Origin of the sequence: Lysobacter stagni (assembly GCF_030053425.1) — a bacterium.
Lineage (GTDB): Bacteria > Pseudomonadota > Gammaproteobacteria > Xanthomonadales > Xanthomonadaceae > Lysobacter_J > Lysobacter_J stagni.
Genome location: NZ_JASGBI010000001.1, coordinates 1,672,658 through 1,697,373, shown reverse-complemented (window position 1 = coordinate 1,697,373; position 24,716 = coordinate 1,672,658). Strand labels below are relative to the sequence as shown.

Sequence of the window (24,716 nt, the reverse complement as noted above, 5' to 3'; positions counted from 1 at the left end):
GAATCACTTGCGCGACTGCACTTCCACCGAGCGCCAGGCCGCGGCGGCGTGGTCGAGCACACCGTTGACGTAGGTGTGGCCGTGTTCGGCGCCGAAGCGCTTCACCGATTCGATGGCCTCGTTGATCACCACGCGGTACGGCACGTCAGGACGGTGGCGCAGCTCGTAGGCAGCGATGCGCAGCGCGGCGCGCTCGATCGCATCGACCTGGTCGATGTCACGGTCGAGGAAGGGCTTGAGCGCCTCGTCCAGGTCGTCGCAATGCTGTTCGACACCGCGCACCAGGTCTTCGAAATATTCCAGATCCGCCTGTTCCTTGGCCTGCTCGTGCGCGAACTGCGCGATCACGTCGCGCGCGCTCGAGCCGGACATCTGCCAGGCGTAGACGGCCTGCAGCGCGCGACGACGCGCACGCGAGCGGGCAACGGGGTCGATTCCATCCGGACGACGACGGTTCATGGCAGTTGCCCCAGCAGATGACTCATTTCCAGCGCGGCCAAAGCCGCTTCCTCGCCCTTGTTGCCGTGCGTGCCACCGGCGCGCGCTTCGGCGTCCTCGTGGCGCTCCACGGCGAGCACACCGTTGGCGACGGGCAGGCCGTAATCCAGTTGCACGCGCATCAGACCGTCCGAGCAGCCGTCGGCGACCTGTTCGTAATGACGCGTGTCGCCACGCACCACGCAACCCAGCGCCACCACCGCAGCATGCCGGCCGGCCTTGGCCAGGCGCGCCGCGACCACGGGGATCTCCCACGCGCCGGGCACCCGGATCACGTCGACCGCGCCCTCGCCCACGCCGTTCTCGGCGAAGGTCCTGCGCGCGCCGGCGACCAGCGTATCGGTGATGCGCGGGTTCCAGCGGCTGGCGATGATCGCGAACCGCGCGCCGTCGGGGCTGCGCAGGTCGCCTTCGTAGTGGGTCATGGGGCGTTCTTCGTGAAGGGTGGGAATTCTAACCCGCGCAGGGTCCGGGCCTTTCAACTCCCTCCCCGGCTTGCTGGGGAGGGGTCGCCGACACGTTCAGTGCGGCAGTTCGACGTAGTCGACCACTTCCAGGCCGAAACCGGCCAGGCCGATCTGCTTGCGGGGCGTGCCCAGCACGCGAAGTCGACCCAGACCCAGGTCGGCCAGGATCTGGCCGCCGGCGCCATTGCGTCGCCACTCGGCCAGGGCGTGGGCGCGCGCGCGGGGCGTCTCGTCGGCCTGCTGCGGTGCGCGGATACGGGCCAGCAGCGCGTCGGGGTCGGCATGGTCAGCCAGCAGCACCAGGGCGCCGCTGCCTTCGGCGGCGATCATCTTCAGCACCTCACCCACGGCCGGGCCGAAGTCCGCTCGCCGCCAGTGCAGTGCATCGGCCAGCGGGTTCTGCACGTGCACGCGCACCAGGGTCGGCTCGGAAGGGTCGGCCTCGCCGCGGCGCAGGGCGAAATGCAGCGCGTGGCTCAGGCGGTCGCGGTAGGTGAAGAGCTGGAACGGGCCGTGTTCGGTCTCGATCTCGCGCTCGTCCACGCGTTCCACCGTGTGTTCGGTGGCCAGGCGGTAGCGGATCAGTTCCTCGATGGAGCCGATCTTCAGGCCGTGTTCGGCGGCAAAGGCTTCCAGTTCGGGACGACGCGCCATGCTGCCGTCGGGGTTGAGGATCTCCACCAGCACGCCCGCAGGCTCCAGACCCGCCAGCAGTGCCAGATCGGATGCGGCCTCGGTATGACCGGCGCGATTGAGCACGCCGCCGGGCTGCGCCTGCAGCGGGAAGATGTGGCCGGGCTGCGACAGATCGCTGGGCGCCGCATCCGGACGCACCGCCGTGCGCACGGTGTGCGCGCGGTCGTACGCGCTGATACCCGTGGTGACGCCTTCGGCCGCCTCGATGCTCACGGTGAAGTTGGTGTGATGCGGCGACGTGTTGTCGCGCACCATCGGCGGCAGGCCGAGCTGGCGGCAACGTTCGCGCGTGAGCGACAGGCACACCAGGCCACGCGCATGCGTGACCATGAAGTTGATGTCCTGCGGGCGCACCAGTTCGGCGGCCATGATCAGGTCGCCTTCGTTCTCGCGGTCTTCGTCGTCCACGATCACGACCATGCGGCCGTTGCGGATTTCGTCCAGCAGTTCGGGGATGGGGCTGAAAGGCATGAGGTTCTTCCGTTATTCCGTGCGACCGGCAAGCAGCCGTTCGACATACCGCGCGACCAGGTCGATCTCCAGGTTCACCGCGTCGCCCACCTGCGTCTGCGCGAAACGCGTGTGCGAGACCGTGTGCGGGATCAACGCGACCTCGAACCCGGCATCGTCGACTTCGTTGACGGTGAGGCTGACGCCATCGACGCAGATGGAGCCCTTCTTCGCGATGTAGCGCATCAGCGATGCGGGCGCAGTGAAGCGCCAGCGCTGCGCGCGCGCGTCGTCGGCGATGCGCTCGACGCGGCCCAGGCCATCGACGTGGCCACTCACCAGGTGCCCGCCGAGGCGGTCGGTCGGGCGCATGGCGCGCTCCAGGTTGACCGCATCGCCCACGTCCAGCGCGCCCAGCGTGGTGAGCGCCAGCGTTTCGTTCGATGCATCGGCGGCGAAGCTGTTCGCGTCGAACGCGACCACGGTCAGGCACACGCCGTTGACGGCGATGCTCTCGCCCATGCGCACGGCGTCGAACGACAGCGTCCCGACCTGGACGGTCAGGCGCACGTCACCGCCGACGCGCTCGGTGGCGGCCAGGCGACCGACGCCTTCGATGATTCCGGTGAACATCAGCGCGCCTCCAGTGGATGGAGGCGGAAGTCGCGACGCGCGAGGGCCTTTCCTGAGGATCCCGTGCAAGGGTGCACGGGCTTTTGCAGAGGGATCTGCATGTGAACGTTTCCCGCATTCGAAGGAATGAACGAAAAACGCCCCAAGGCATGAGGCAGGCGCACGGCACCAGGCCGTGTGCGGCTGTCTTCTTTCATCCGGACTTTCCGGAGGTCCGCGGTTTCCCGCAGGCTCCGACCGTCGGCTCCGGCATTGGACCGGATCTGCTGACCTTCACGGCCATCGTGGCCGCCAAGCGCTCGCGGACTCGCACGTCGACCCTGGGGTCAGCCGTGCCTACCGCCGGTGGGGAATCGCACCCCGCCCTGAAGACGTTACGAGTTGTGTGCCGGCGAACCGGCGCGGGAATTCTAGCATCCGTCCCCGGACGGGCCCGGCGGATGGAGTGTTCCGCCGATGGCGTCGCTCAGCTCTTCCGGCGCAGGTGCAGGAATAGCGGCCACTGGATCGTGCGCACCTCGTCCGGGTCGCCCCAGGCCGCGGCCAGGGCCGGGGTGTAGCGGGCGACGGGGTCCTCGCCGGTATCAACCGTGCACCGGGCCACCGCCGACATGCTCGACAGGTAGCGCAGGAAATGCGCCAGCGACCATTCCGCCTCCAGCCACAGCGACGGCGCGGGCAGCGCCGGGAAGGGCCAGTCGTAGCCGGCGTAGTGCGCATCGATCTGCGCACGCTCCGGCGGCCAGTAGGGATCGATGCGGGCACGGAAGGCCTCCACCGCCTCGACCATGCCTTCGGGCGCGACGAAGTCGGCATAGCCCCACGCGGCCAGCACTCCACCGGGCACCAGCACACGCGTGCACTCGGCGAAGAAGCGCGCCCGGTCGAACCAGTGCAGCGCCTGCGCCACGGCGACCAGTTGCACGCTGGCATCCGGCAGGGCCGTGCGCTCGCCGGGCTCCACCGCCAGGGTCACGCGTTCCGTGCCCGGCTGCGCCCAGTGCTGCGCCAGTTGTTTCGCACTCGGCTCGGTCGCATGGACGTAGGCAAAGCGCGCCGCCAGGCCGCGCGTGGCCTGACCGCTGCCGCAACCGGGCTCCCACACGTGCGCCGTCGCTGGCACCACCGCGGCGATCGCGTCGAACAGGGCGTCGGGATATTCCGGTCGCGCCTGCGCGTAGGCGTCGGCGATGCCGGAGAAATGGTCCTTGAAGTCCGCGCCGCTCATCGGCGTTTCCTCAGGTGGGGGATCCAGGCCTCAACAGCAGACGTACGTCCTCGCCCAGGTAGCGCGACTCGACGATGCTCATCTTCAGTTTCTGCGTCATCGCATCGATGCCCAGGCCGTCGAACATCGGCCGCGCTCGCTCGCCCAGCAGCACCGGGGCGACGTACAGCAGCACTTCATCCACGAGGCCCGCGCCGAGGAATGCACCGGCCAGGGTCGCGCCGGCCTCGAGCTGCACCTCGTTGACGCCGCGCTCGGCCAGCAGGCGCAGCACCGCATCCAGGTCGAAGCGCCCTTCGCGCACCGTCACCGCGGCCGTCTGCGCCTGCAGACCGCGCGGCGGTTTCGCATCGGGCGCGTGGAGGTAGAGCGTTGGCGCGTCGCCTTCGCGAACGCGTCCGCGCGCGACCGTGGCCAGGCCCGGGTCCAGCACCACGCGCAGCGGCGGCACGAACGGCGTGTCGTCGCCCAGGCGCACGGTCAGCTGCGGATCGTCTGCGAGCACGGTGCCCGCGCCGGTGACGATCGCACCGGAACGCGCGCGCCAGCGCTGCACGTCCATGCGCGAGGCTTCACCGCTGATCCATTTCGATTCACCGCTGGCCAGCGCGCTGCGTCCGTCCAGGCTGGTCGCCAGCTTCACGCGGAACCACGGCCGGCCCCGCTGCACGCGCGACAGGAAGCCGCGATTGAGCGCGCGCGCCTGCGCTTCCATCAGGCCCGATTCGACCGTGATGCCGGCCGCGCGCAGCTTTTCGAAGCCGGCGCCGTCGACCTGCGGGAACGGGTCGCGCATCGCCGCGACGACGCGCGCGATACCCGCGCCGATCAGCGCATCCGCGCACGGGCCGGTGCGTCCGGTGTGCGCGCACGGCTCCAGCGTCACGTAGGCGGTCGCCCCCTTCGCACGCTCACCGGCTGCGCGCAGCGCGAAGACCTCGGCGTGCGGCTCGCCGGCGCGCTCGTGCCATCCTTCCCCGACGACCTCCTCGCCCTGCGCGATCACGCAGCCGACCATCGGATTGGGTTTGGTGGTGTACGCGCCGCGCTCGGCCAGCCGCAGCGCGCGGGCCATCATGGCGTGGTCGTTGGCGGTGAAGGCGGTCATCGCGGTTCAGCGTTTTCGCTGCCGCGACGTGGGCTCGGCTTCCTCGTCGAGCAGCGGTAGCTGGCCTTCAACGGAATTGTCGCTTTCCAGCCGGTCCAGCTCCTCGCGGAAGTCGGCCACGTCCTGGAACGCACGGTAGACCGAAGCAAAGCGCACGTAGGCGACGTGGTCGAGCTTGCGCAGTTCGGCCATGACGAACTCGCCGACGCGGCGCGAAGGCAGCTCACGTTCGGCGGTCATGCGCAGCTGGTGCACCACCGCGCGCACGGAGGCCTCGATGTGTTCTTCCGACACCGGCCGCTTCTGCAGTGCGCGGTCGAAGCTGGCGCGCAGCTTGCGCGCGTCGAACGCCTCGCGTCGGCCATCGCTCTTGATGATCAGCGGCAGTTTGAGCTCGATGGTCTCGAGCGTGGAGAAACGTTCGCCGCAGGCTTCGCACACGCGGCGACGACGGATGGTGGCGCCGTCGTCGGACACGCGCGAGTCGATCACGCGGGTGTCGTTGTGCTGGCAGAAAGGACAGTGCATGCGTCGGCAGCCGGTGGGGCGAAGTCGCGGTCAGTCGTACTTGTAATCGAGCGGCAGGAAGAACGCCACGCGGGTCGGCACACCCTTGCAGGTCATGTGCGAGAAGCGGATGCGCTTGACCGTCTCGACGGCGGTCTCGCCAAAGCGGCGATCGGTGGCGCAGACGGCCTGCACGGATTCGACCGCGCCCTCGGCCGTCAGCCGCACCAGCACGTGCGCGGAGCCCTTCCGGCCCGGCGAGGCGCCATAGGCGGGAAGGCTGAGCTTCTCCGGGCCCTCGCAGTCGTCGGGTTCGCGCCAGCCTTCGGTCAGCGCGTCCACTTCATCGGCGGAAAGCAGCTGCAGCGATTCCACGCTGCAGGCGCGGTCGGTCAGGCTGTAGCGCGCGGCGCCGTGGCTCGCCGATGAGGTCGAACCGTTCCTGACGAGCACGCGCGAACCCGCCCCCGCCTTTTCCGCTACCGGCATGGAAGGCGTACTGGCGCAGCCGGCCAGGAACATCGCACCGGCGCAGGCCAGTGCCACCACGGTCAGCCGCGCCATTGGGCAGTCCTCAGCCGTAAACCGGGAACTTCTTGCACTGCGCCGTCACCTTCTCGCGCACGGCGGCGATGACGGCCTCGTCCTTCGGTGCGTCCAGCACGTCGCAGATCCATCCGGCCAGCTCGATGCAGTCGGCTTCCTGATAGCCGCGCGTGGTCACCGCGGGAGTACCGATGCGAAGGCCGGACGTGACGAACGGCTTCTGCGGATCGTTCGGCACGGCATTCTTGTTGACCGTGATATGCGCCTTGCCCAGTGCGGCTTCCGCATCCTTGCCGGTGACGCCCTTGCCGATCATGTCGATCAGCATGAGGTGGTTCTGCGTGCCGCCGGAAACGATCTTGTAGCCGCGCGCGATGATGGTCTTCGCCATAGCCTGCGCATTCTTCACGACCTGCTGCTGGTAGGTGGTGAATTCCGGCTCCAGCGCTTCCTTGAAGGCCACCGCCTTGGCGGCGATGACGTGCATCAGCGGCCCGCCCTGGATGCCGGGGAAGACGATGCTCTGCAGCTTCTTCTCGATCTCCTCGCCCGCCTTGAGCGACACGATGATGCCGCCGCGCGGGCCGCGCAGGGTCTTGTGCGTGGTCGAGGTGACCACGTGCGCGTGCGGCAGCGGGTTCGGGTACACGCCGGCGGCGACCAGGCCGGCGACGTGCGCCATGTCGACGAACAGGTACGCGCCGACCTTGTCGGCGATGGCGCGGAAGCGCGCCCAGTCGATGTGCTGCGAGTAGGCCGAGAAACCGGCCACGACCATCTTCGGCTTGTGCTCCAGCGCGAGCTTCTCGACCTCGTCGTAATCGATGAGGCCCTGGTCGTTCACGCCGTACTGGATGGCGTTGAACAGCTTGCCGCTGACGTTGACCTTGGCACCGTGGGTGAGGTGGCCGCCATGCGCCAGCGACATGCCCAGGATGGTGTCGCCCGGATTGAGCAGGGCCAGGTACACGGCCTGGTTGGCCTGCGAACCCGAATGCGGCTGGACGTTCGCGTAGTCGGCGCCGAAGAGCTGCTTCAGGCGCTCGATGGCCAGCTGCTCGGCGATGTCCACGTACTCGCAACCGCCGTAATAGCGCTTGCCGGGATAACCCTCGGCGTACTTGTTGGTCAGCACGCTGCCCTGGGCTTCCATCACGCGCGGGCTGGCGTAGTTCTCCGAGGCGATCAGCTCGACGTGATCCTCCTGGCGACGGGCCTCGTTGGCGATGGCCTGGGCGAGTTCATCGTCGTAACCGGCGATGCGGGCGGAGCTGGGGAACATTCGCGAACCTCGGACGTGGGGTGATGGCGCCTGAAGGGCTGGTGCGGCCAGGCCGAAAGATGTTAGCCCAGGCCTTAAAATGCGGCCACCAAGCGCGCCCTGGAGCTGCGGGCGCGCCCTCCCCACCCCCACTGGGAACCCCACGACCATGAAATGGGTCTTCGTCCTGTTGTTCGTCGCCTGCGCGGTGCATGTGCACCTGCGCGGGCGGGTCCGGCACCGCCTGGGTCGGCAGTTGCTGGACCATTCCACCTTCATGGCCCCGATCAACGTGCTGATGTACGCGTTCTCGCGCGTGCCCACCACGCCCTTCCTCGACGATCCGGGCCGCCATTTCCCCGAGCTGGAGCCGCTGCGCGCGAACTGGCCCGCCATCCGCGACGAGGCCCGGCGCCTGCGCGAGCTGCAGCACATCAAGGCCGCCGACGGTTACACCGACGTGGGGTTCAACTCGTTCTTCCGGCGCGGCTGGAAGCGCTTCTACCTGAAGTGGTACGACGACGCCCACCCGTCCGCGGCCCAGCTGTGCCCGGTGACCACCGGGCTGCTGCGCGACATCCCCAGCGTGAAGGCGGCCATGTTCACGGAGCTGCCGCCGGGCAGCGAGCTGCGCCCGCACCGGGACCCGTACGCCGGCTCGCTGCGCCTGCACCTGGGGCTGGAGACGCCCAACGACGAGGGCTGCTTCATCGAGGTCGACGGCCAGCGCTACAGCTGGCGCGACGGCCAGTGGACGATGTTCGACGAGACCTTCATCCACCGCGCGCGCAACGACACCCAGTCCAACCGCATCATCCTGTTCTGCGATGTGGAACGCCCCCTGCGCTTGGCTCCGGTCCGCGCGATCAACCGTTTCGTGGCCCGCCACCTGATCGCCGCCGGCGCCTCGCCCAACGTGGAGGGCGACCGGACGGGTGGCTTCAACCGCCTGTTCAAGCACTTCTACGCCCTGCGACTGAAGGCCAAGGGCCTGCGCGAGCGCAACCAGTCGCTGTATTACGGGCTCAAGTACACCGCGGTGGCGCTGGTGGCCGCGTTCATCGTCTGGATCTGAGGCGTCGCACGGCTTTGCCCCTCCCCCTGCTCGCAGGGGGAGGGCTGGGAGGGGGTCTGAGGCGCGCCAGCGCCGAGCTCACCACGATGCGGCTTCGCAACCTCTCCCCAACCCCGCGGCCATCGGGCGCAGCCCGATGGCGTTCGTCGGGACGCGCGCCATTGGCGCGCAAGCTGCCCCTCCTCACCCCTGCGCGCGGAGGGATTCCGGCAACCTGAAGCCTCCCCGCCCTCAGGCTGGGAAACCCGCCCTTACTGCGGGATAATCGCGGCTTCCGTCGCCCCGTCCAGGCCATTCCCGGCCGGCACGGGCGCGTCCCGGTTCCGGAGAGCGCATGCAATACATCTACACCATGAACGGCGTCAGCAAGGTCGTGCCGCCGAAGCGTCAGATCATCAAGGACATCTCGCTGTCCTTCTTCCCGGGCGCGAAGATCGGCCTGCTGGGCCTCAACGGCGCGGGCAAGTCGACCGTGCTGAAGATCATGGCCGGCGTGGACACGGATTTCGTCGGTGAAGCGCGTCCGCAACCGGGCATCAAGGTCGGCTACCTGCCGCAGGAACCGCAGCTGGATCCGACGATGACCGTCCGCCAGGCCGTCGAGGAAGGCGTGGGCGAGGTGCTCAACGCGCAGGCCGCGCTGGAAGCCGTCTATGCCGCCTACGCCGAGGAAGGCGCGGACTTCGATGCGCTGGCCAAGGAACAGGAACGCCTGGAGGCGGTCCTCGCCGCCGGAGATGCGCACACGCTGGAAAACCAGCTGGAAGTCGCCGCCGACGCGCTGCGCCTGCCGCCGTGGGACGCCGTCGTCGGCAAGCTCTCCGGTGGCGAGAAGCGCCGCGTCGCGCTGTGCCGCCTGCTGCTGCAGAAGCCGGACATGCTGCTGCTCGACGAACCGACCAACCACCTCGACGCCGAATCGGTCGAATGGCTGGAGCAGTTCCTCGCGCGCTACACCGGCACCGTCGTGGCCGTCACCCACGATCGCTACTTCCTCGACAACGCCGCCGAGTGGATCCTCGAGCTCGACCGTGGTCGCGGCATTCCGTGGAAGGGCAACTACACCGACTGGCTGGTCCAGAAGGACGAGCGCCTGAAGCAGGAAGAAAACCAGGAGAAGTCGCGCCAGAAGGCGATCCAGAAGGAACTGGAGTGGTCGCGCCAGAACGCGAAGGGCGGCCGTTCCAAGGGCAAGGCGCGTCTGGCACGCATGGAAGAACTGCAGTCGGTCGACTACCAGCGGCGCCAGGAAACCAACGAGATCTTCATCCCGCCGGGCGAGCGCCTGGGCAACAAGGTCGTCGAGTTCAAGAACGTCTCCAAGAAGTTCGGCGACCGCCTGCTCATCGACAACCTGTCGTTCTCGGTTCCGCCGGGCGCGATCGTCGGCATCATCGGCCCCAACGGCGCCGGCAAGTCGACTCTGTTCAAGATGATCACGGGCCAGGAGAAGCCGGATTCGGGCGAGATCGACATGGGCTCGACCGTCAAGCTGGCCTACGTGGACCAGAGCCGCGATGCACTGACCGGCAACCACAACGTGTTCCAGGAAGTCTCCGGCGGCCTGGACATCCTCAACATCAACGGCATCGAGATCCAGTCGCGCGCCTACATCGGCCGCTTCAACTTCAAGGGCCAGGACCAGCAGAAGATGGTCGGCTCGCTGTCGGGCGGTGAACGCGGCCGCCTGCACATGGCCAAGACGCTGCTGCAGGGCGGCAACGTGCTGCTGCTCGACGAACCGTCGAACGACCTGGACATCGAAACGCTGCGTGCGCTGGAAGATGCGCTGCTCGAGTTCCCGGGCAACGCGTTCGTGATCTCGCACGACCGCTGGTTCCTGGACCGCATCGCCACGCACATCCTCGCCTTCGAGGGCGACTCGCACGTGGAGTTCTTCCAGGGCAACTACCGCGAGTACGAGGAAGACAAGAAGCGCCGCCTCGGCGCGGAAGGTGCCCAGCCGCACCGCCTGCGCTTCAAGGCGCTGAAGTAAGACACGACAGACGCCCGCCCCCAAAAGGGCGGGCGTCTTCGCAACGGAACAAGGAACGCCACGATGAGCTTCATGCAGGCGCTGCGCGCGCGCTGGTCACACGCCGACTCCCTCGTCTGCGTCGGCCTGGACCCGGAACCGGCGAAGTTTCCCGCGAAGTTCGCCAACGATGCGGACGCGGTGTTCGCGTTCTGCCGCGATATCGCCGATGCCACCGCGCAGTACGCGTGTGCGTTCAAGCCGCAGATCGCGCATTTCGCGGCGCTGGGTGCGGAAGGTGCATTGCAGCGCCTGATCGCGCATCTGCATGACGCGCATCCGGGCGTTCCCGTCATCCTGGACAGCAAGCGCGGCGACATCGGCAGCACGGCGCAGCACTACGCCAGCGAAGCCTTCGACCGTTACGCCGCCGATGCGGTCACGGTGAATCCGTACCTCGGCCGCGATTCGGCGCAACCGTTCCTGGACCGTGCCGACCGCGGCGTGGTGATCCTGTGCCGCACGTCCAACCCGGGCGCAGGCGATCTGCAGGATCTTTCGATCGATGGGCGTCCGCTGTACCAGCATGTCGCCGCCAAGGTGGCGCAGGAATGGAACACGAACGGCAACTGCTCGCTCGTGGTGGGTGCTACGTGGCCGGCCCAGCTGAAGGAAGTGCGCGCGATCGTTGGCGAGGTACCGTTCCTGGTGCCCGGCGTGGGCGCGCAGGGTGGCGACGTGGAAGCGGTCGTGACGAACGCGAAGACCGCCGATGGCACCGGCCTGATGGTGAGCAGCTCGCGCGCCATCCTCTATGCCTCCGGCGGCGACGACTACGCCGAAGCCGCCGCGAACGCGGCGCGCGAACTGCGCGACCAGATCAACCGGTATCGCTGAGCTCCGTCGCGCAGGCGCGCGACGGATCGATCAGGTCAGAAACCCCAGTCTCGGCTGGGCGAAGTTCTCGATGCCGGGGAAGATCGCGCCCACCTCGCCCGCCGGCAGGCCGAACCATTGCGCCAGCGTGGCGCCCATCTGGTTGACCGATATCGTCGGCACCATGCGGCCGCGACCCACCGCCTGCGTGCCGTCGAGTTCCAGCAGCGGATAGCTGCCCCACACCTGGCCGCCCCGCAGCGCGCCGCCGTTCGCAGCCGCCCCGCCCATCACCAGCTGCACGCCGCCCCAGCCGTGGTCGGTGCCGTTGCCGTTGCTGTTCAAGGTGCGGCCGAAGTCGCTCATCGTGAACGTGGTGGTGTCGTTGAGCGCGCCGATCTCGGCCAGCGCCGCACGGAACGCCGCCAGCGAATCGCCCAGCTGACGCAGCAACGCACCGTGGCCGTTGGCGGCCATCTGGTTCTGATGCGTGTCGAAGCCACCCATGCTGACGTAGTAGATCTGGCGACGATGGTTGATGGCCGAGGTGCGGCTGGCCTTGATCATGCGCGCGACCATGCGCAGCTGTGATGCCAGTCCGCCGGCCGGAAACACCGTCGTGATGTCGCCGCCGTTGGTGGGGTTCAAGGCCACGCGCAGCGTGTCGTTGAGATTGATCGCGCTGTCGCCGATCACCGCATACTGGTCCTGCATGATCGGCTGATAGGCCGACTCCACCAGCGCGCGCAGCGATTCGGAGCGGATCCTGTCGGTTGCGCTGCCATCGTTGCGGAAGCGATTGACAGTAGCCGGCCCACCGGAGGACATCGCGAATGGCAGCGTCGTTGCCCCGAACTGGAACAGGTTGCTGCCGGAGATGGAAATGGACGGCGGCAGCGATTGCAGCCCCAGGTTGGACGCTTCCGCACGGTCGGCCAGCAGGCCGCCCCAGCCGGTGGTGCCGGCGCGATTGGTGTGGCCGCGCATCCACAGCTTCTGCTGGTCGTTGTGCGAATACAGGTAGGGCGGCAGGCGCTTGAGGCGGCGCGTGACGTCGTCCTTGGTCAGCGGTTCCACCAGTGGACCGATGTTGGCCAGGAACGCCAGTTCACCCGCGTCGAACAGCGGCTTCATGGAGGCGCATTCCGGATGCAAACCCCATGTCTTGCCGGCGCTGTCGTTGACGGTCACCAGGCTGTCGCGTGCGATGCCCAGACCGAAGGGATTTGTCGTGGCTTCGTACACACCGCCGCGACTGGTGAGGTAGGCCGCGTGCTCGTTCGCCTCATGCGGGATGAGCATGTTGAACGAATCGCTGCCGCCGAACAGGAAGATGCACACCAGCGCGCGGTAGTCGTTGCCGGGCAGCGGCTCGGCCGCGTACGCGCGGCCGACCAGTTCCAGCTGCGGCAGCAGCGCATAAGCGGCTCCGCCGGCCACGACGGCCTGCACGCGGCGCAGGAAGTTGCGGCGGTCTTCGCGAATGGATCGGGACATGGTGGCCTCCTAGCGCTGGATCGCGAATTCGGGTGAGGCCAGCGCGATGAGCACCAGCGACTTGGCACGGTTCGCCGCAGTCTCGTTGGACGCGGCGAGGCGATCGAGCATCGTCACCATCGTCTGCGAGGGCGCGCTGCCCAGCGTGCCGTGGAAAAGCAGCAGGTTGACCTGCGCCACCATGCCGGCGTGATCGCGCGCTTCGGCCAGCGTCGTCAGGCGGCTCATGTCCAGTACCGGCGCTGCGGTCGTTGCCGTCGGCGCGGCACCGGTGAAGTTCCACACCAGCGCGTCGTTCTGGTTGAGCATCGACAGGTAGGTGGCTTCGGTGAGGATCTGGAACTCCGGCCCGAAGATGCCCTGCACGCCGTTCGCCGCCGGCAGGCGGTAGTCGGGCTCGAAGAAGTTGAACACCGACGGTGCGCGCTGCGAGTCCTGCATCAGCGATGCGGTGAGGTCGCCCGCGTTGGAGAACGTGAAGCGCACTTCGCCGTTCGCGGCCGGTACGTAGCGTGCGCCGAAGGCACGCCACAAGGTGGCCACCTTCACCAACGGCTCGCGTGCCTTGCCGAAACCCACATCGGGCGGGGCCATGCGTGCTTCGGTATCCAGCAGCACCGCGCGGATCACCTGCCCCAGGTTGCCACCCGAGGTCTGCCACGTGGTGGCGACGCGCTCGACGTAGGCAGGACTGGGATTGGAGGTGACGAAGCGCTGGATCAGCTGCCGGCTGATGAACGGTGCGACGTTGGGGTGATCGGCCAGCGCATCGAGCGTGCGCTTCAGACTGGCCGTGCAGTTGTTGCCTTCGTTGACGACGACGCCGCGGAAGATCTGCTTGGGCTGGTCGTCGTGGAAGGCCGGGTGGCATTCCATCGGCGCAAAGCTGGTGTTGTCGCCGCGACCGAACTGCGCGTCGGTCTGGCCGGCATAGGTCCAGCCGGTGAACACGCGCGCCATCGCGCTGACGACCTGCTCGTCGTATGTCGGCACGGTCTGCCCGCTGGAGTCCAGCACCGGGCTGAAGTCCTTGTTTCGCTCATACAGGCCGATGGAGAACAGCTGCATCACCTCGCGGCCGAAGTTCTCGTCGGGCGTGATGTTGCGGCGTGGGTCGGCCTTGCGGTTGCCGACGTGGCTGAGGAAGTAGCCCATCGCCGGATGCAGGGCCACCTGTTCGAGCAGCGTGCGATAGCTGCCGAACGCGCCACGCGCCAGCGTGTCCTGGTAGTCGGCGATGCGGTTGACCGTGGCGGTGGAATCGGCGACTTCGCGATCGGACATCACGAAGATCTCGCTCAGCGCGAACGCCATGCGCATGCGCAGCTGGTCGTTGCCGTTCGCCGCCTGCCACAGCCAGTAGTTGCGGCGATGCTGCGGTCGCAGGTCCGTCGCCAGCATGCCGTTGGCCACCAGCTGCTGCAGGTGCGGAAGCACCAGCGTGGTCGGCGTGCGCGAGGGATCCATCTGCTCGTCGAGCCAGCGGCGGTAACCGATCTGGCGCAGGCGCGCGATCTCCGCGTTGGTGGGGCCGAACGTCGCCTGGGTCAGGAAGCGGGCCGCATCGGCGTCGGTGGCCGGGATGTCCGGATACGGCGACGGCGTACCGGGCGATGAAGGGTTGCCGGGCGTGAGCGATGGACCGTCATCGTCGCCGCCGCCTCCACCACCGCACGCGGCGAGCATGCACAGCCCGAGCGCGAGCCCACCGGCCCGCAACGCCTGCCTGAAGTCCATGAGTCGTCCCCCATGCCGCGTTCCTCGCGGCGAGCGGCGCGCACGTTATCAGGCGGCTTTCCGCACAACCGGAGCCACGTCTCGGATTCGGGACGCCGAACGTGACGACCGTTACAGCTTGCGAAGGCCGGCTTTGCCGCATCGGTCGGCACGTGGGCCGAGACCCTTTCGCCTCGCGTTCTCATGGTCCCGCGGTACCCTTCGCGGCGGCCGGTGGGAGACTCTCGCGCCGCCCGCGTCCAGGAGTTCCCCCACATGCCACAGCGCCTGTTCCAGCCCCTCTTCCGCCTGCGCGAACACGGCACGGACGTGCGTACCGAGGTCGTCGCGGGCATCACCACCTTCCTGACGATGTCCTACATCGTCTTCGTCAATCCCAGTGTGCTGGGCAACACCGGCATGGACACCGGCGCGGTGTTCGTGGCGACGTGCCTAGCCGCGGCGATCGGCACGTTGGTAATGGCCTTCGCCGCCAACTACCCGGTCGGCATGGCGCCGGGCATGGGCCTGAATGCGTTCTTCGCCTTCACCGTGGTCGGCGCGATGGGCTACACGTGGCAGCAGGCGCTGGGTGCGGTGTTCGTGTCGGGTGTGGTGTTCCTGCTGCTCACCATCACCGGTGCGCGCGGATGGCTGATCGCGGGCATTCCGCATTCGCTGCGCAGTGCGATCACCGCCGGCATCGGCCTGTTCCTGGCGATCATCGCACTGCAGAAATCGGGCGTGATCGTCGGCAACCCGGACACGATGGTCGCATTGGGCAACCTGCGCGAACCCCAGCCGCTGCTGGCCGTCGCCGGCTTCCTTCTGATCGCCGTGCTGGAAGCCTGGCGCGTGCGCGGCGCGATCCTCATCGGCATCCTCGCGGTCACGGCGATGTCGTTGCTGTTGGGCCTGGTCGACTACCGCGGCATCGTCAGCCTGCCGCCCAGTCTGGCGCCGACGTTCCTGCAACTGGACATCGCCGGCGCGCTGGGCGGCGGCGCAGCCTTCTCGATCACGGCGATGCTGCACGTGGTGATCGTGTTCGTGCTGGTGGAAGTGTTCGATGCCACCGGCACGCTGATGGGCGTGGCGCGTCGCGCAGGCCTGCTGCCGCTGGACGATGCCTCCGCCGCGCAACAGAAGCGCTTCGGGCGCGCACTGTTCGCCGACAGCACCGCGATCCTCGCCGGTTCCGTGCTGGGCACCAGCAGCACCACGGCCTACATCGAGAGCGCATCGGGCGTGCAGGCCGGCGGGCGCACCGGTCTGACCGCGCTGGTGATCGCCGCGCTGTTCCTGCTGGCGTTGTTGTTCTCGCCTCTGGCGGCGATGGTGCCGCCCTACGCCACCGCACCGGCGCTGCTGTTCGTCGCCGGCCTGATGCTGCGCGAGCTGGGCGACGTGCACTGGGACGACCTCACCGAAGCGATCCCCGCCGCGTTGTGCACGCTGGCGATGCCCTTCACCTATTCCATCGCCAACGGACTGGCATTCGGCTTCATCGCCTACGCCGTGCTCAAGCTGTTCACCGGCCGCGCGCGCGAGGCGCATGCGGCGGTGTGGGTGGTCGCGGGGTTGTTCGTGCTGCGCTTCGCGCTGGCGTGAGTCAGGACTTCAGGCGAGCGCGCAGATAGGCCAGCGGAAACCGCAGCCAGATCGCGGTGAACACCGCTGCCGTGGTCGTCGCGCTGCGTCGCGGGGCTTCGAACGTTCGGTAATAGCGCCACAGGCCGCGGTGCTTGTGCCATTCCACGAACATCGGGCGGGAGCGGCTGGAGACGCCACGCACGTGCACCACGCGCACGTGGTTGGCGACGGCGACCAGTGCACCCGATTCGCGCGCGCGGCGGCACAGGTCCAGGTCTTCCGCATGCAGGCGGTAGCCTTCGTCGAATCCGCGCAGACGGTCGAACAGCGCGCGCGGCATCAGCATCAGCGCGCCGGACACCGCGTCCACGCGTTGCAGCGCCCGCGAGTCGTCGGCGGGCAGTTCGAGTTTCGGCGCGGGCCGGGTGCCCAGCACCGCGGACAGCATCGCAGCGAAATCCGGATCGCGCCGACGCGCCGCGCCGTCGCGCACGCCGCTCTCGTCGACCAGGTCCGCGCCCAGCAACGCTTCGCCCTGCGGTGCGGCCAATGCGCGAAGGCGCGCAAGCGTGTCGCGTTCGACCAGGCAATCGGGATTGACGAACGCCAGCCACGGCACGCCGGATTCGACGTCGCGCGCGCCCTGGTTGCAGGCCACCCCGAAACCGGGATTGTCGGGATTGGCGATGAAGCGCACGCGCGCGTCGGCGGCGGCGTGGCGCTGCACGATCTCCAGCGTGCCGTCGTCGGAAGCGTTGTCGACCACGCGTATCGCCGCGACGCCCTCGGTCGCGCGCAGGCGGCGCAGGCATTCGTCGATGGTTTCGGCGCTGCGATAAGTCACCACCACTGCGGCGATGCCGGCGCTGTCAGACGAAAAGGTCACGTTGCGGTTCCGGAGGTCCGATGTTGTCGAGCAGGTTCGCCAGCTGCGCGCGCGAGCCGCGCAGCGGGTCCTGCATGAGGTAGTGGGCCAGGCGTGCGTGCCAGTCGGGCCAGCGCGCGGCCAGTGCGTCCATGTCGCCGTCGTACGGCATGCCCTCCTCGCGACGGCCGACGAACGCGGTATCGCACAGGACGTTGCGCCAGCCCAATCCCGCCAGCCGCAACGAGAGGTCGATCAGCGCGGCATACCACGAACCGTAGCTGCTGGCGTCCAGTCCACCCGCGCGTCGTCGCGCGGTGCCGCGCAGCAGCACGGCATGGCTCACGGCGGCGGGCAGTTCCGGATGCAGCGCGGGCATCGCGGCCGCCGCGCGCGCGAGGCGGTCGATGTCGGCGGGCAAGGGATCGATCTCGCCGATGCGCGGCCACGACGCAGCCTCGCCGGCGTTGCTCCACGGCGTGGCGGTGCCGATCGAGCCGTCGCTGGACAATCCGGCGGCCAGGCGCGTCAACCACCCCGGCGCGGGCACCGCATCGGGCGCGAGAACGGCGACATTGGCGTCGCCGCAGGCACCGAGCACTTCATCCAGGTGCGCGACTTCGCCCACGCTGCGCTGGCGGCGCGTGTAGTCGGCACGCAACGCGGTGCGCGCCACCCAACGCTCGATGATGGCGTAGCCGCGCGGTCCCGCCTGCGCATCGTCGGCCAGCCACACGGGCGTGCCCGGCGCGGTCGCACGATCGAGTGCGGCCAGGCATGCGTCGAGGGCCTCGTCGTCGCGTCCCACCGGAACGACGACGACAAGGGCGGCGGCGGTCGGTACGGTCACTGCTGGCCCGGGTGCCTGGGTTTGCGCTGCAGCGGTTCCATCGCACGGAAGCGGCGCGTGTATTCGTCGGTCAGGTCACGTGCTTCCTGCGGGTTGCGCATGATGGTCGGCGTGAGCAGCACGATCACTTCGTTGCGCGATTTGCTGGAACGCTGCTGCCCGAACAGTCCGCCGATGACGGGAATGCGGCTCAGCCCCGGAAAGCCGGACGAGCCGCGCTGCACCGCGTCGCTGATCAGGCCGGCCAGCATCACGGTGTCGCCGCTCTGCACCGCGGCCTCGGTCTTGAGCTTGCGCGTGTCGATGCGCACGTTGCCGTTCGCGTCGGCCGTGTCCTGCGCGCCGGGCGAGCTGACTTCCTGCACGATGTCGAGGAACACCACGCCGTCCTTCGCCACGCGCGGACGCACGCGCAGGATGATGCCGGTGTCCAGGTACTGCACCTGGCTGTAGCTGTTGTCGCTGCCGGTGGTCGGGTTGACCGTGACCGATGCGATCGGGATGCGGCTGCCGACGTTGAGCGTGGCTTCGGCGTTGTTGCGCACCACCACCGACGGCGTCTGCAGCAGTTGCAGGTCGGTGACCTGGTCCAGCGCGCTGATGACCGCGGCGGCATTGCGCCCCAGGAACGTCCACGACAGACCGCCGCTGCCATCCGGATTGCCCGGCGTGATGCTGCCGGCCAGCGTGCTCCACGTGGTGCGGCCGACCGCATCGGGCAGGCCGGCGTCGGTGACCGCGCGTTCGAAGTACCAGTTCACGCCGTACTTCAGGTCGCCCTTCAGCTGCACTTCCACGACCTGCGCCTCGATGTGCACCTGCATCGGCATCACGTCCAGGCGCTCGATGACATCGCGGATCGACTTCCACGCCGACGGACTGCTGCGAACGATGATGGAGTTGGTTTCCTCCACCGCCGACACGCCGACGCGGTCGCCGTCCACTTCCAGCGTGAGGCTGGTGTTGCCGTTCTGGTGCGCGCCCAGCGACAAAGAGCCACCGTTGGTGCCGCCCCCGCCATTGCCACCACCCATGCCGGTGCCGGTATCGGTGCCGTTGTCGTAGTTGCCCAGGGTGGCAGTGCTGCCGCCGTCGCTGTCCTTCAGTTCCACAGAGTCCAGCCCCGGCATCAGCGAGGGCGCGCTGCCGCTGCCGCCACCGTTGCCGGATCGCCCACCGCCGTACACGTCGGCCAGGCGATCGGCCAGGTCGCGTGCCTTGATGTACTTCAACTCGTACGAGAACAGCTGGACACTGCCGCCCGCGTTGTCGATGCGGTCCAGCCATTGCTGGATGTCGTCGAGGTAGCGGGGCTGCGAGGTGATGACGAGCACCGCGTTGGCGCCCTCCAGCGGCATGAAACGGAACATGCCCGCGACCGGCGACTTGCTCTGTTCGCCGAAGACCTTCTCCAGGTCCGCGACGACCTTGGTGGCCTTGCCCGACTGCAGCGGGAACACGCCCACCGACATGCCCGACAGCCAGTCGACGTCGAACACGTCGATGGTGCGCAGGTAGTTCTCCAGTTCCGCGCGGCTGCCGCCGACGGTGATCACGTTGCGCGAGTTGTCGACGTTGACGATGGCATTGGGTCGCGCGTACGGCTTGAGGATCTTCTCCATCTCCGTCGCGGAAACGTATTTCAGCGGTACGGTGCGCACTTCGAAACCGCGCGCGGCACTGGCCGGACCGGTGCGCGCGGCGACGTTGCCGGCCAGGGCCTGGTCGGACGGCACGATGTTGTAGCGACCGCCGCTGAAGACCAGACGGGCGTTGTTCCAGCCCAGCACCATCTCCAGCAGGTTGAGCGCCTCGGCCGGGCTCACCGGCTTGGGCGTGGCCAGTGTCACCGTGCCCTGCACGCCCGGAGCGATGACGTAGTTCTGCCCAAGCATGTCGCCGAGGATGGCCTTGACCACCGCGTGCAGCGATTCGCCTTCGAAATTGAACGTGGCCGAGCCGGTGGTCGCGCCCAGGCCCGGCGGCGGTGCCGAGGCCGCGCTGCGGTTGATCACCTGGCCCGTGCCACGGCGGATCTGCGGCCGGGCATCGCCACCGGTGGACGATTCCGGCAATGGCTGCGCGCTGGCATCGCCCGGCGCGGCAGCCCGGTCTTGCGCGCCCGGATCGGCACGGCGCAGGTTCGGCACCGGCGCCGTGGCGCACGAGGCCAGCAGGCTGGCGATGGTGGCCGTCGCGATCGCCTGGGCGGCGCGGCGGGGGCGGGGCGTCATCGAGCGTGGCTTCATGCGGTCACTCTAGTGAGTCTGGGCCGGGGGCTGTGCGTTCTGTTGCTGGCGCAACTGCGCACGACGCTCTTCGATCCGCTTGCGGATCGCTTCCATCTGCGCCTCGGGGGTCAGGGGCGCGCTTTCGGCAGCATCGACCGCCGGCTGGGGCGAGTTCTGCCCGGCGGTGTTCTTGTTCGACGAGGACGTGCCCGCGGACGGGCGGTTGGGGCTTGCCGCAGCGCGCGCCGCGTTGGCGGCATTGGGCGCACTGGGTGGCACCGGGACACCCACCGGCTGTGGCCGCGCGTTCTGCGACGGTGCGGTGTTCACCGCCGTGGGCGGCTGCCCGCCCTGGCCGTCGAACACGCGCAGCGTCATCTCGCGACGACCTTCAGGGCCTTCGAACACCGCGCTGCGCACATCCAGGGCCACCAGGCGCCACGCCGGATGCGATTCCGGCGCGTCGCCCAGCCTCACGCGCACCGATTCGCTGCCGTCGGCGGGCTGCAGGATCGCCATCTTCAGGGCCGGTGTGATCAGCACGCTGGTCAGCAGGTAATCGAACGCGGTCTGCCCGGTTTCCTCGCCGCCCTGCCCCTGCAGGAAGAACGGCTTGGGCTGGCGATCCTGGGTGAACAAGGGCCGCTGGCCGATCTGCACGTACTGCGACATCGGCCCCAGGCGTTCCGGCGCGGGTGCGCGCAACGGGGGCAATGGACGCAGCAGGCCCGGGTCGGATTCCAGCGCCGGCGCGTGCCGGCCCATGCCGACCATCGCCAGCAGCCATGCGAGCAGACCCCAGCCGGCGACCGTCGCCAGCAACCAGGTGCGCGGGCCGGCGTCGTCAACGCGCACGCGCCACCTCCGTGCTGGTCGCGCTCGGGCGCAGGTAACCGTAGAGGTCGAAGCTCACGTCCAGCCCGCCATCGCCGGTGGGTTGCGTGTTGCCCGGCAGGAAGTACCCGCGCGAGGACAGGATGTTGAGATTGCCCACGAACAGCCGCGGCGCGCCGCTTTCCAGTGCGTAGAGCACCGTGGCCAGTTCGGGACTGCCACAGCGCAGGCGCACCTGCACGACGACGCGCGCATAGCGATCGCGACGCGGTTCGCTGAGCGGCGAACGGTTGCTGATGGCGCAACTGCGGTTGCCGGGGCTGGCCTGCGCGACGACCGCTTCCAGGCGCTGCACCAGTCCGGCCGTGGCCAGCTCGGCACTGTTCTCCGGCAGGAAGCCCGGCTGCCGTGCCTGCTGCGCCTGCACCTGCGCCAGCCGCTGTGCGACCTGCGGCGCCTGCTCCAGCTGCATGCGCTGGCGCAGTTCGCGCTGCTGCAGGGTGTCGATGCGTTCCTGCGCTTCCAGCATCGGTGCCGTCCACCACGGATGCACCAGCACCAGGTAGGCCAGCGCGACGGCCGCCACCAGCAGGCCGAGCGCGAGCCAGCGGTCGCGCTCGACGCGAGGCGCGGCCGGCTCGCTGCGTGTCAGGACGGCGGGATCAACGGCCATCGCCGTCCTCCGTGTCTTCGCGCGGTGCGGCGACGGGCGCAGGCTTGCCTGTCGACGGGAGTTCGGCCGTCAGGGTGAAGCGGTCGCGGCCACTGGCGGGGTCGGGCATCAGCGCGCCGGTCAACGAGGGCGCCCGCCACAGCTTCGAGCCCTGCAGGCGCTGCACCAGCGACGGCGCCTCGCGGCTGAGGCCGATCATCAACAGGTTGTCGTCCTCGATGGCGAGTTTCTCGAGGTACGTGGTGTCGGGCAGGCGGCGGGTGAGTTCGTCCATCACCTCCACCGCGGTCGCGCGCTGGGCGCGCTGGCGGTCGAGGAAGGCCTGGCCTTCGATCAGGTCGATCAGCGTCTGGCGCTGCGCGGCCGCTTCGCGCGCGGCCGTGGCGTGGTCGGCGATGCGACGTTCCAGTTCATCGCCCGCGGCCCGGCGGTTGGCCAGCAACTGCCACATCGTTGCGGCAACGGTGAGCACGGCGATCGCGGCCAATGCCAGGTTCCAGTACCGGAAGGGGTCGCCATGGCGGCGGCGTTGCGCCGGCGGCAACAGGTTCACGCCCAATGGCACGCCGTTCTCGGCGCACAGGTCGATGCCGGCCAGCGACCCGGCCAGTTGCCCCAGGGCAGCCTGTTGCGGCTCGATGCGCTGGCGCGGAACGACCACCAGCTCGGCGTCGAGCGCGCCGTCGTCGCGACGGTCGATCACGCGCGCGTCGAACGCGACCGTCTCGGCGGTGAAGGGTGTCTGCCGGTCGATTTCGAAACCCACCACGTCGCGCAGGCGATCGGCCGCGGCGGCGGGAAGCGTCAGTCGCCGACGCAGGCCGGTCGCGGCGGGCAGCAGCAGCCAGCGCGGGAGATCCGCCAGGCGTGCCGGCAGCAGCGTGGCCAGCGGGTCGATCGGGGCGACGAGGGCATCTTCGGTGGGCAGCGACGCCTGCGGCACGGTGCCCAGGTCGCGCAGGTCGCTGCCCTGCTGCAGGCGCAGCTGCACGGCATCGCCTTCCAGCTGCAGCAACAGGCGGCCGCGGTCGAAGCCGAGCACGCGGCGAACGCGCGCCGGCAGCCAGGCCGCCAGGTTGCGCGTCCACCACGACAGGAAGCCGCCCGCACCCGGAACCACGCGCGCGCCAAGGCGCCGCAGCCTGTCCTGCGCCCAGTCGGCTCCCGGCCGGCTCTCGCTCCGTGCATTCATCGCGGCGACGATCCCTCCTCCCAGCGCAACGGCAGGTATGCCATTCCCGGCAGTCCCCCTCCGCCCACCCGTACCACGGCCCGCAGCACGGACTGACGACCATCGGCGAGCCGTGCGCGGCTCTGGATACTATAGGTGCCGCTGCCCACTCCGGCCATGCCGGCCTGCGGCGCACCATCGCCGGCCCCGCGGCGCTGGGCCACGATGTCCGCGCCGTTCAGGCCCATCGCGTCCAGGACTTCCGCCGAAGCGAACGCCGGATCGGGGCGCGAACGACCGCTGTAGACGGTCAGGTGGGGCTCGATGCGGGCGAACAGCGCCGGCGTCATCCCGATCACCTGCTCCAGTTCGGCAACGCCTTCGAACTCCGCGTCCTTGGCCCCGTACGGCAGGCCGGCGGCGGCATAGTCCGCGTCCTCGCCGCCGCCTGCCGGCTGGGTGAGCGTGTCCGTATCGCGCCAGTCGACGATGGCCCCGGCCAGGCGCGAGGCCACCGCCGCGTCCACGCCCGCCTTCTGGATCAGCGCGGCCAACAACTGCGGATCGGCCTGGTTGAGGTCGATCTTCCCGTTCTCGTCGGTCACGCGTACTTCGATGGCAGCGCCTGCATAGCGCCACTGGTACGGGCGACCGTCCGGTCGCCATTGCAGGCGCTGGTCGGGCAGCGCCAGTCGCGTCATGGCGTATTCCAGGCCGGCGCGCGCGGCGTTGGCCGCCACGACGCCCCGCACCATCACGCGCCCCTGGAGATGTTCGGTGCGCGCGGCCATCGCAAACCCGCCGACCAGTGCGGTCAACAGCACGATCAGCCACAGCACCAGGATCAGTGCGGTGCCGCGCGTGCGCGCATGGCCAGAAGGACGCGCGCGCATCACTGCGTCTCCAGCGGAACGTTGAAGCTGCTGAATGCCGGCGCCAACGGTGGCGCAACGACCAGCGGTGGCCATGCGCGTCCATTACGGTCGACCAGCGTGATCTCCACCTGCAGTGGCAACTGTTCGCTCGCCTCCCAGCGATCCTGCCAGTCGCCCATCCGACCGCGCTCGTCCAGCGCCCGATAACGGAAACGCACCTCGCGCAGGTTGTCGGCGAGCACTTCGGGCGGACGCTCGGGACGCTCCTCCACCACCTCGCCGGCCAACACCATCGACATCGAAATCACCAGGCGCACGCCCTCGCCATCGTCGACGACCGACAGGTCGTGCAGGTACGGACCGCCACGACCGAGGTAGTCGGGAAGGTCCGCCACGAAACGCATGCGCTGCGGTTCTCCGACGAAGCGCATCGCCACCGCGCGCGTCTGGTCGAACGCGAAGCCCACCGGCCGCGCACCGGTCAGTCTGCGGCGCAGGAAGGTGCTGACGGAGCGGACGCGCTCGCTGTGTTCGCCGATCGCTTCGCCGCGCGTCACCGTGCGGCTGGCCGCACCCAGCGTGGTGAACGCCAGTGCCAGGCCCGCCACCAGCAACACCGTCGCCAGCAACAGTTCGATCAGCGTGAATCCGCGCGCGTGCCTCATGGCAGCACCGCCCCGGTCCCGGCCGCCACGGTGCGCAACGAACGCAATTGCAGGCGCTGTCCGGGATCGGCAGCGCCCCACTCCATCGTCAGGGTCACTTCGAACAGGCGTGGTGCGTTCGGGGCAGCGGGCGATTGTGCGCCGGCGGTGGCCGCGTCGCGCCAGGGTGCGATGCGCAGTTGCCAGCGATAGCGGCCCTGTTCGAATTCGCCATCGAGCTGCCCGGCCGTGATCGGCTCGCCCACGCCGACCTGGTCGATCAGCGTCTGCGCGTACAGCGCCGCGCGCCCGGCCTCGTCCGACCAGCGCACCTGGCGCGCGGAGTTGGACAGGATGCCCAGCAGCAACGCCAGCGCCGCGGCCAGCAGCGCGAACGCGACGATCACCTCCAGCAAGGTGAAACCGCGCTGGCGCGACACTGCGGCG

At 69.0% G+C, this 24,716-nt stretch carries 24 protein-coding genes and 1 riboswitch; of the genes, 4 read left to right on the top strand and 20 right to left on the bottom strand.

Annotated features, from left to right (window positions below; all coding sequences use genetic code 11):
* Positions 1-3: 3 nt before the first annotated feature.
* From nusB to glyA, 9 genes are all read right to left on the bottom strand, one after another.
* The gene (gene nusB / locus QLQ15_RS07700; protein ID WP_283212242.1) at positions 4-459 is read right to left on the bottom strand and encodes a transcription antitermination factor NusB; all 456 of its coding nucleotides are present in this window, start codon (positions 457-459) and stop codon (positions 4-6) included.
* Complete coding sequence (gene ribH, locus QLQ15_RS07695) at positions 456-923, bottom strand: 6,7-dimethyl-8-ribityllumazine synthase (protein ID WP_283212241.1); 468 nt, start codon at positions 921-923, stop codon at positions 456-458. Before ribH ends, nusB begins: the two co-directional genes overlap by 4 nt.
* A gap of 96 nt (positions 924-1,019) precedes the next feature.
* Positions 1,020-2,132: a 3,4-dihydroxy-2-butanone-4-phosphate synthase gene (gene ribB, locus QLQ15_RS07690; RefSeq protein WP_283212240.1), complete on the bottom strand. Its 1,113-nt coding sequence runs from the start codon at positions 2,130-2,132 to the stop codon at positions 1,020-1,022.
* 12 nt (positions 2,133-2,144) lie between these two features.
* Positions 2,145-2,744, bottom strand: a complete 600-nt coding sequence (locus QLQ15_RS07685) for a riboflavin synthase (RefSeq protein ID WP_283212239.1) — start codon at positions 2,742-2,744, stop codon at positions 2,145-2,147.
* Between the two features lie 181 nt (positions 2,745-2,925).
* A riboswitch (FMN riboswitch) is annotated at positions 2,926-3,121 on the bottom strand.
* A gap of 89 nt (positions 3,122-3,210) precedes the next feature.
* Positions 3,211-3,972 (bottom strand): class I SAM-dependent methyltransferase, encoded by a 762-nt coding sequence (locus QLQ15_RS07680; protein ID WP_283212238.1) that lies wholly within the window; start codon positions 3,970-3,972, stop codon positions 3,211-3,213.
* A 10-nt stretch (positions 3,973-3,982) separates the two neighbouring features.
* Entirely contained in the window at positions 3,983-5,080 is a 1,098-nt protein-coding gene (gene ribD, locus QLQ15_RS07675) for a bifunctional diaminohydroxyphosphoribosylaminopyrimidine deaminase/5-amino-6-(5-phosphoribosylamino)uracil reductase RibD (RefSeq protein ID WP_283212237.1), read from the bottom strand.
* Between the two features lie 6 nt (positions 5,081-5,086).
* A complete protein-coding gene (nrdR, locus tag QLQ15_RS07670; protein ID WP_283212236.1) occupies positions 5,087-5,608 on the bottom strand; it encodes a transcriptional regulator NrdR in 522 nt (173 codons plus the stop codon).
* Positions 5,609-5,638: 30 nt separating this feature from the next.
* Positions 5,639-6,151 carry an energy transducer TonB family protein gene (locus QLQ15_RS07665; RefSeq protein WP_283212235.1) on the bottom strand — a complete coding sequence of 171 codons (513 nt, stop codon included), beginning with the start codon at positions 6,149-6,151 and terminating at the stop codon, positions 5,639-5,641.
* A 10-nt stretch (positions 6,152-6,161) separates the two neighbouring features.
* Positions 6,162-7,415 carry a serine hydroxymethyltransferase gene (glyA, locus tag QLQ15_RS07660; RefSeq protein ID WP_283212234.1) on the bottom strand — a complete coding sequence of 418 codons (1,254 nt, stop codon included), beginning with the start codon at positions 7,413-7,415 and terminating at the stop codon, positions 6,162-6,164.
* Positions 7,416-7,563: 148 nt separating this feature from the next.
* Between glyA and QLQ15_RS07655 the strand changes: the two genes are divergently transcribed.
* The 3 genes from QLQ15_RS07655 (at position 7,564) to pyrF (ending at position 11,341) form a co-directional block, all read left to right on the top strand.
* Positions 7,564-8,469, top strand: coding sequence for an aspartyl/asparaginyl beta-hydroxylase domain-containing protein (locus tag QLQ15_RS07655; protein ID WP_283212233.1), 906 nt, complete (start codon positions 7,564-7,566; stop codon positions 8,467-8,469).
* A 334-nt stretch (positions 8,470-8,803) separates the two neighbouring features.
* The gene (gene ettA, locus QLQ15_RS07650) at positions 8,804-10,465 is read left to right on the top strand and encodes an energy-dependent translational throttle protein EttA (RefSeq protein ID WP_283212232.1); all 1,662 of its coding nucleotides are present in this window, start codon (positions 8,804-8,806) and stop codon (positions 10,463-10,465) included.
* A gap of 63 nt (positions 10,466-10,528) precedes the next feature.
* The gene (pyrF, locus tag QLQ15_RS07645) at positions 10,529-11,341 is read left to right on the top strand and encodes an orotidine-5'-phosphate decarboxylase (protein ID WP_283212231.1); all 813 of its coding nucleotides are present in this window, start codon (positions 10,529-10,531) and stop codon (positions 11,339-11,341) included.
* A 30-nt stretch (positions 11,342-11,371) separates the two neighbouring features.
* On the opposite strand, the gene QLQ15_RS07640 is transcribed toward pyrF, so the two are convergent.
* Positions 11,372-12,817, bottom strand: coding sequence for a DUF1501 domain-containing protein (locus QLQ15_RS07640; protein WP_283212230.1), 1,446 nt, complete (start codon positions 12,815-12,817; stop codon positions 11,372-11,374).
* Positions 12,818-12,826: 9 nt separating this feature from the next.
* Positions 12,827-14,554 carry a DUF1800 domain-containing protein gene (locus QLQ15_RS07635; protein WP_283212229.1) on the bottom strand — a complete coding sequence of 576 codons (1,728 nt, stop codon included), beginning with the start codon at positions 14,552-14,554 and terminating at the stop codon, positions 12,827-12,829.
* Positions 14,555-14,809: 255 nt separating this feature from the next.
* On the opposite strand from QLQ15_RS07635, the gene QLQ15_RS07630 reads away from it, so the two are divergent.
* Positions 14,810-16,144 (top strand): NCS2 family permease, encoded by a 1,335-nt coding sequence (locus tag QLQ15_RS07630; protein ID WP_283212228.1) that lies wholly within the window; start codon positions 14,810-14,812, stop codon positions 16,142-16,144.
* Between the two features lies 1 nt (position 16,145).
* Here the strand turns inward: QLQ15_RS07630 and QLQ15_RS07625 are convergent, their stop codons facing one another.
* Genes QLQ15_RS07625 through xpsI form a run of 9 tightly spaced genes read right to left on the bottom strand, consistent with a single transcriptional unit; the run spans position 16,146 to position 24,709 of the window.
* Positions 16,146-17,012 (bottom strand): glycosyltransferase, encoded by an 867-nt coding sequence (locus QLQ15_RS07625; RefSeq protein WP_283212227.1) that lies wholly within the window; start codon positions 17,010-17,012, stop codon positions 16,146-16,148.
* Complete coding sequence (locus QLQ15_RS07620) at positions 16,996-17,841, bottom strand: glycosyltransferase family 2 protein (RefSeq protein ID WP_283212226.1); 846 nt, start codon at positions 17,839-17,841, stop codon at positions 16,996-16,998. Before QLQ15_RS07620 ends, QLQ15_RS07625 begins: the two co-directional genes overlap by 17 nt.
* Positions 17,838-20,075, bottom strand: a complete 2,238-nt coding sequence (gene gspD / locus QLQ15_RS07615; RefSeq protein WP_283213959.1) for a type II secretion system secretin GspD — start codon at positions 20,073-20,075, stop codon at positions 17,838-17,840. Before gspD ends, QLQ15_RS07620 begins: the two co-directional genes overlap by 4 nt.
* A gap of 24 nt (positions 20,076-20,099) precedes the next feature.
* The gene (locus QLQ15_RS07610; RefSeq protein WP_283212225.1) at positions 20,100-20,927 is read right to left on the bottom strand and encodes a general secretion pathway protein GspN; all 828 of its coding nucleotides are present in this window, start codon (positions 20,925-20,927) and stop codon (positions 20,100-20,102) included.
* Positions 20,917-21,579 (bottom strand): type II secretion system protein GspM, encoded by a 663-nt coding sequence (gspM, locus tag QLQ15_RS07605; RefSeq protein WP_283212224.1) that lies wholly within the window; start codon positions 21,577-21,579, stop codon positions 20,917-20,919. The genes QLQ15_RS07610 and gspM overlap by 11 nt, the downstream gene beginning before the upstream one ends.
* Positions 21,569-22,771 carry a PilN domain-containing protein gene (locus QLQ15_RS07600; protein WP_283212223.1) on the bottom strand — a complete coding sequence of 401 codons (1,203 nt, stop codon included), beginning with the start codon at positions 22,769-22,771 and terminating at the stop codon, positions 21,569-21,571. Before QLQ15_RS07600 ends, gspM begins: the two co-directional genes overlap by 11 nt.
* Entirely contained in the window at positions 22,768-23,643 is an 876-nt protein-coding gene (locus QLQ15_RS07595) for a type II secretion system minor pseudopilin (protein WP_283212222.1), read from the bottom strand. The genes QLQ15_RS07600 and QLQ15_RS07595 overlap by 4 nt, the downstream gene beginning before the upstream one ends.
* The gene (locus QLQ15_RS07590) at positions 23,643-24,290 is read right to left on the bottom strand and encodes a prepilin-type N-terminal cleavage/methylation domain-containing protein (protein ID WP_283212221.1); all 648 of its coding nucleotides are present in this window, start codon (positions 24,288-24,290) and stop codon (positions 23,643-23,645) included. The genes QLQ15_RS07595 and QLQ15_RS07590 overlap by 1 nt, the downstream gene beginning before the upstream one ends.
* Entirely contained in the window at positions 24,287-24,709 is a 423-nt protein-coding gene (gene xpsI, locus QLQ15_RS07585; protein WP_283213958.1) for a type II secretion system protein XpsI, read from the bottom strand. Before xpsI ends, QLQ15_RS07590 begins: the two co-directional genes overlap by 4 nt.
* Between the last annotated feature and the right edge of the window lie 7 nt (positions 24,710-24,716).

Excerpts from the sequence above, each read along its gene's own strand:
- QLQ15_RS07665 (WP_283212235.1), bottom strand. The coding sequence starts at position 6,151 with ATGGCGCGGCTGACCGTGGTGGCACTGGCCTGCGCCGGTGCGATGTTC.
- ribH (WP_283212241.1), bottom strand. The coding sequence starts at position 923 with ATGACCCACTACGAAGGCGACCTGCGCAGCCCCGACGGCGCGCGGTTC.
- QLQ15_RS07600 (WP_283212223.1), bottom strand. The coding sequence starts at position 22,771 with ATGAATGCACGGAGCGAGAGCCGGCCGGGAGCCGACTGGGCGCAGGAC.
- QLQ15_RS07635 (WP_283212229.1), bottom strand. The coding sequence starts at position 14,554 with ATGGACTTCAGGCAGGCGTTGCGGGCCGGTGGGCTCGCGCTCGGGCTG.
- ribD (WP_283212237.1), bottom strand. The coding sequence starts at position 5,080 with ATGACCGCCTTCACCGCCAACGACCACGCCATGATGGCCCGCGCGCTG.
- glyA (WP_283212234.1), bottom strand. The coding sequence starts at position 7,415 with ATGTTCCCCAGCTCCGCCCGCATCGCCGGTTACGACGATGAACTCGCC.
- nrdR (WP_283212236.1), bottom strand. The coding sequence starts at position 5,608 with ATGCACTGTCCTTTCTGCCAGCACAACGACACCCGCGTGATCGACTCG.
- ribB (WP_283212240.1), bottom strand. The coding sequence starts at position 2,132 with ATGCCTTTCAGCCCCATCCCCGAACTGCTGGACGAAATCCGCAACGGC.
- QLQ15_RS07640 (WP_283212230.1), bottom strand. The coding sequence starts at position 12,817 with ATGTCCCGATCCATTCGCGAAGACCGCCGCAACTTCCTGCGCCGCGTG.
- ettA (WP_283212232.1), top strand. The coding sequence starts at position 8,804 with ATGCAATACATCTACACCATGAACGGCGTCAGCAAGGTCGTGCCGCCG.
- QLQ15_RS07590 (WP_283212221.1), bottom strand. The coding sequence starts at position 24,290 with ATGAGGCACGCGCGCGGATTCACGCTGATCGAACTGTTGCTGGCGACG.
- pyrF (WP_283212231.1), top strand. The coding sequence starts at position 10,529 with ATGAGCTTCATGCAGGCGCTGCGCGCGCGCTGGTCACACGCCGACTCC.
- gspM (WP_283212224.1), bottom strand. The coding sequence starts at position 21,579 with ATGGCCGTTGATCCCGCCGTCCTGACACGCAGCGAGCCGGCCGCGCCT.
- QLQ15_RS07685 (WP_283212239.1), bottom strand. The coding sequence starts at position 2,744 with ATGTTCACCGGAATCATCGAAGGCGTCGGTCGCCTGGCCGCCACCGAG.
- QLQ15_RS07630 (WP_283212228.1), top strand. The coding sequence starts at position 14,810 with ATGCCACAGCGCCTGTTCCAGCCCCTCTTCCGCCTGCGCGAACACGGC.
- gspD (WP_283213959.1), bottom strand. The coding sequence starts at position 20,075 with ATGACGCCCCGCCCCCGCCGCGCCGCCCAGGCGATCGCGACGGCCACC.
- nusB (WP_283212242.1), bottom strand. The coding sequence starts at position 459 with ATGAACCGTCGTCGTCCGGATGGAATCGACCCCGTTGCCCGCTCGCGT.
- QLQ15_RS07655 (WP_283212233.1), top strand. The coding sequence starts at position 7,564 with ATGAAATGGGTCTTCGTCCTGTTGTTCGTCGCCTGCGCGGTGCATGTG.
- QLQ15_RS07595 (WP_283212222.1), bottom strand. The coding sequence starts at position 23,643 with ATGCGCGCGCGTCCTTCTGGCCATGCGCGCACGCGCGGCACCGCACTG.
- QLQ15_RS07680 (WP_283212238.1), bottom strand. The coding sequence starts at position 3,972 with ATGAGCGGCGCGGACTTCAAGGACCATTTCTCCGGCATCGCCGACGCC.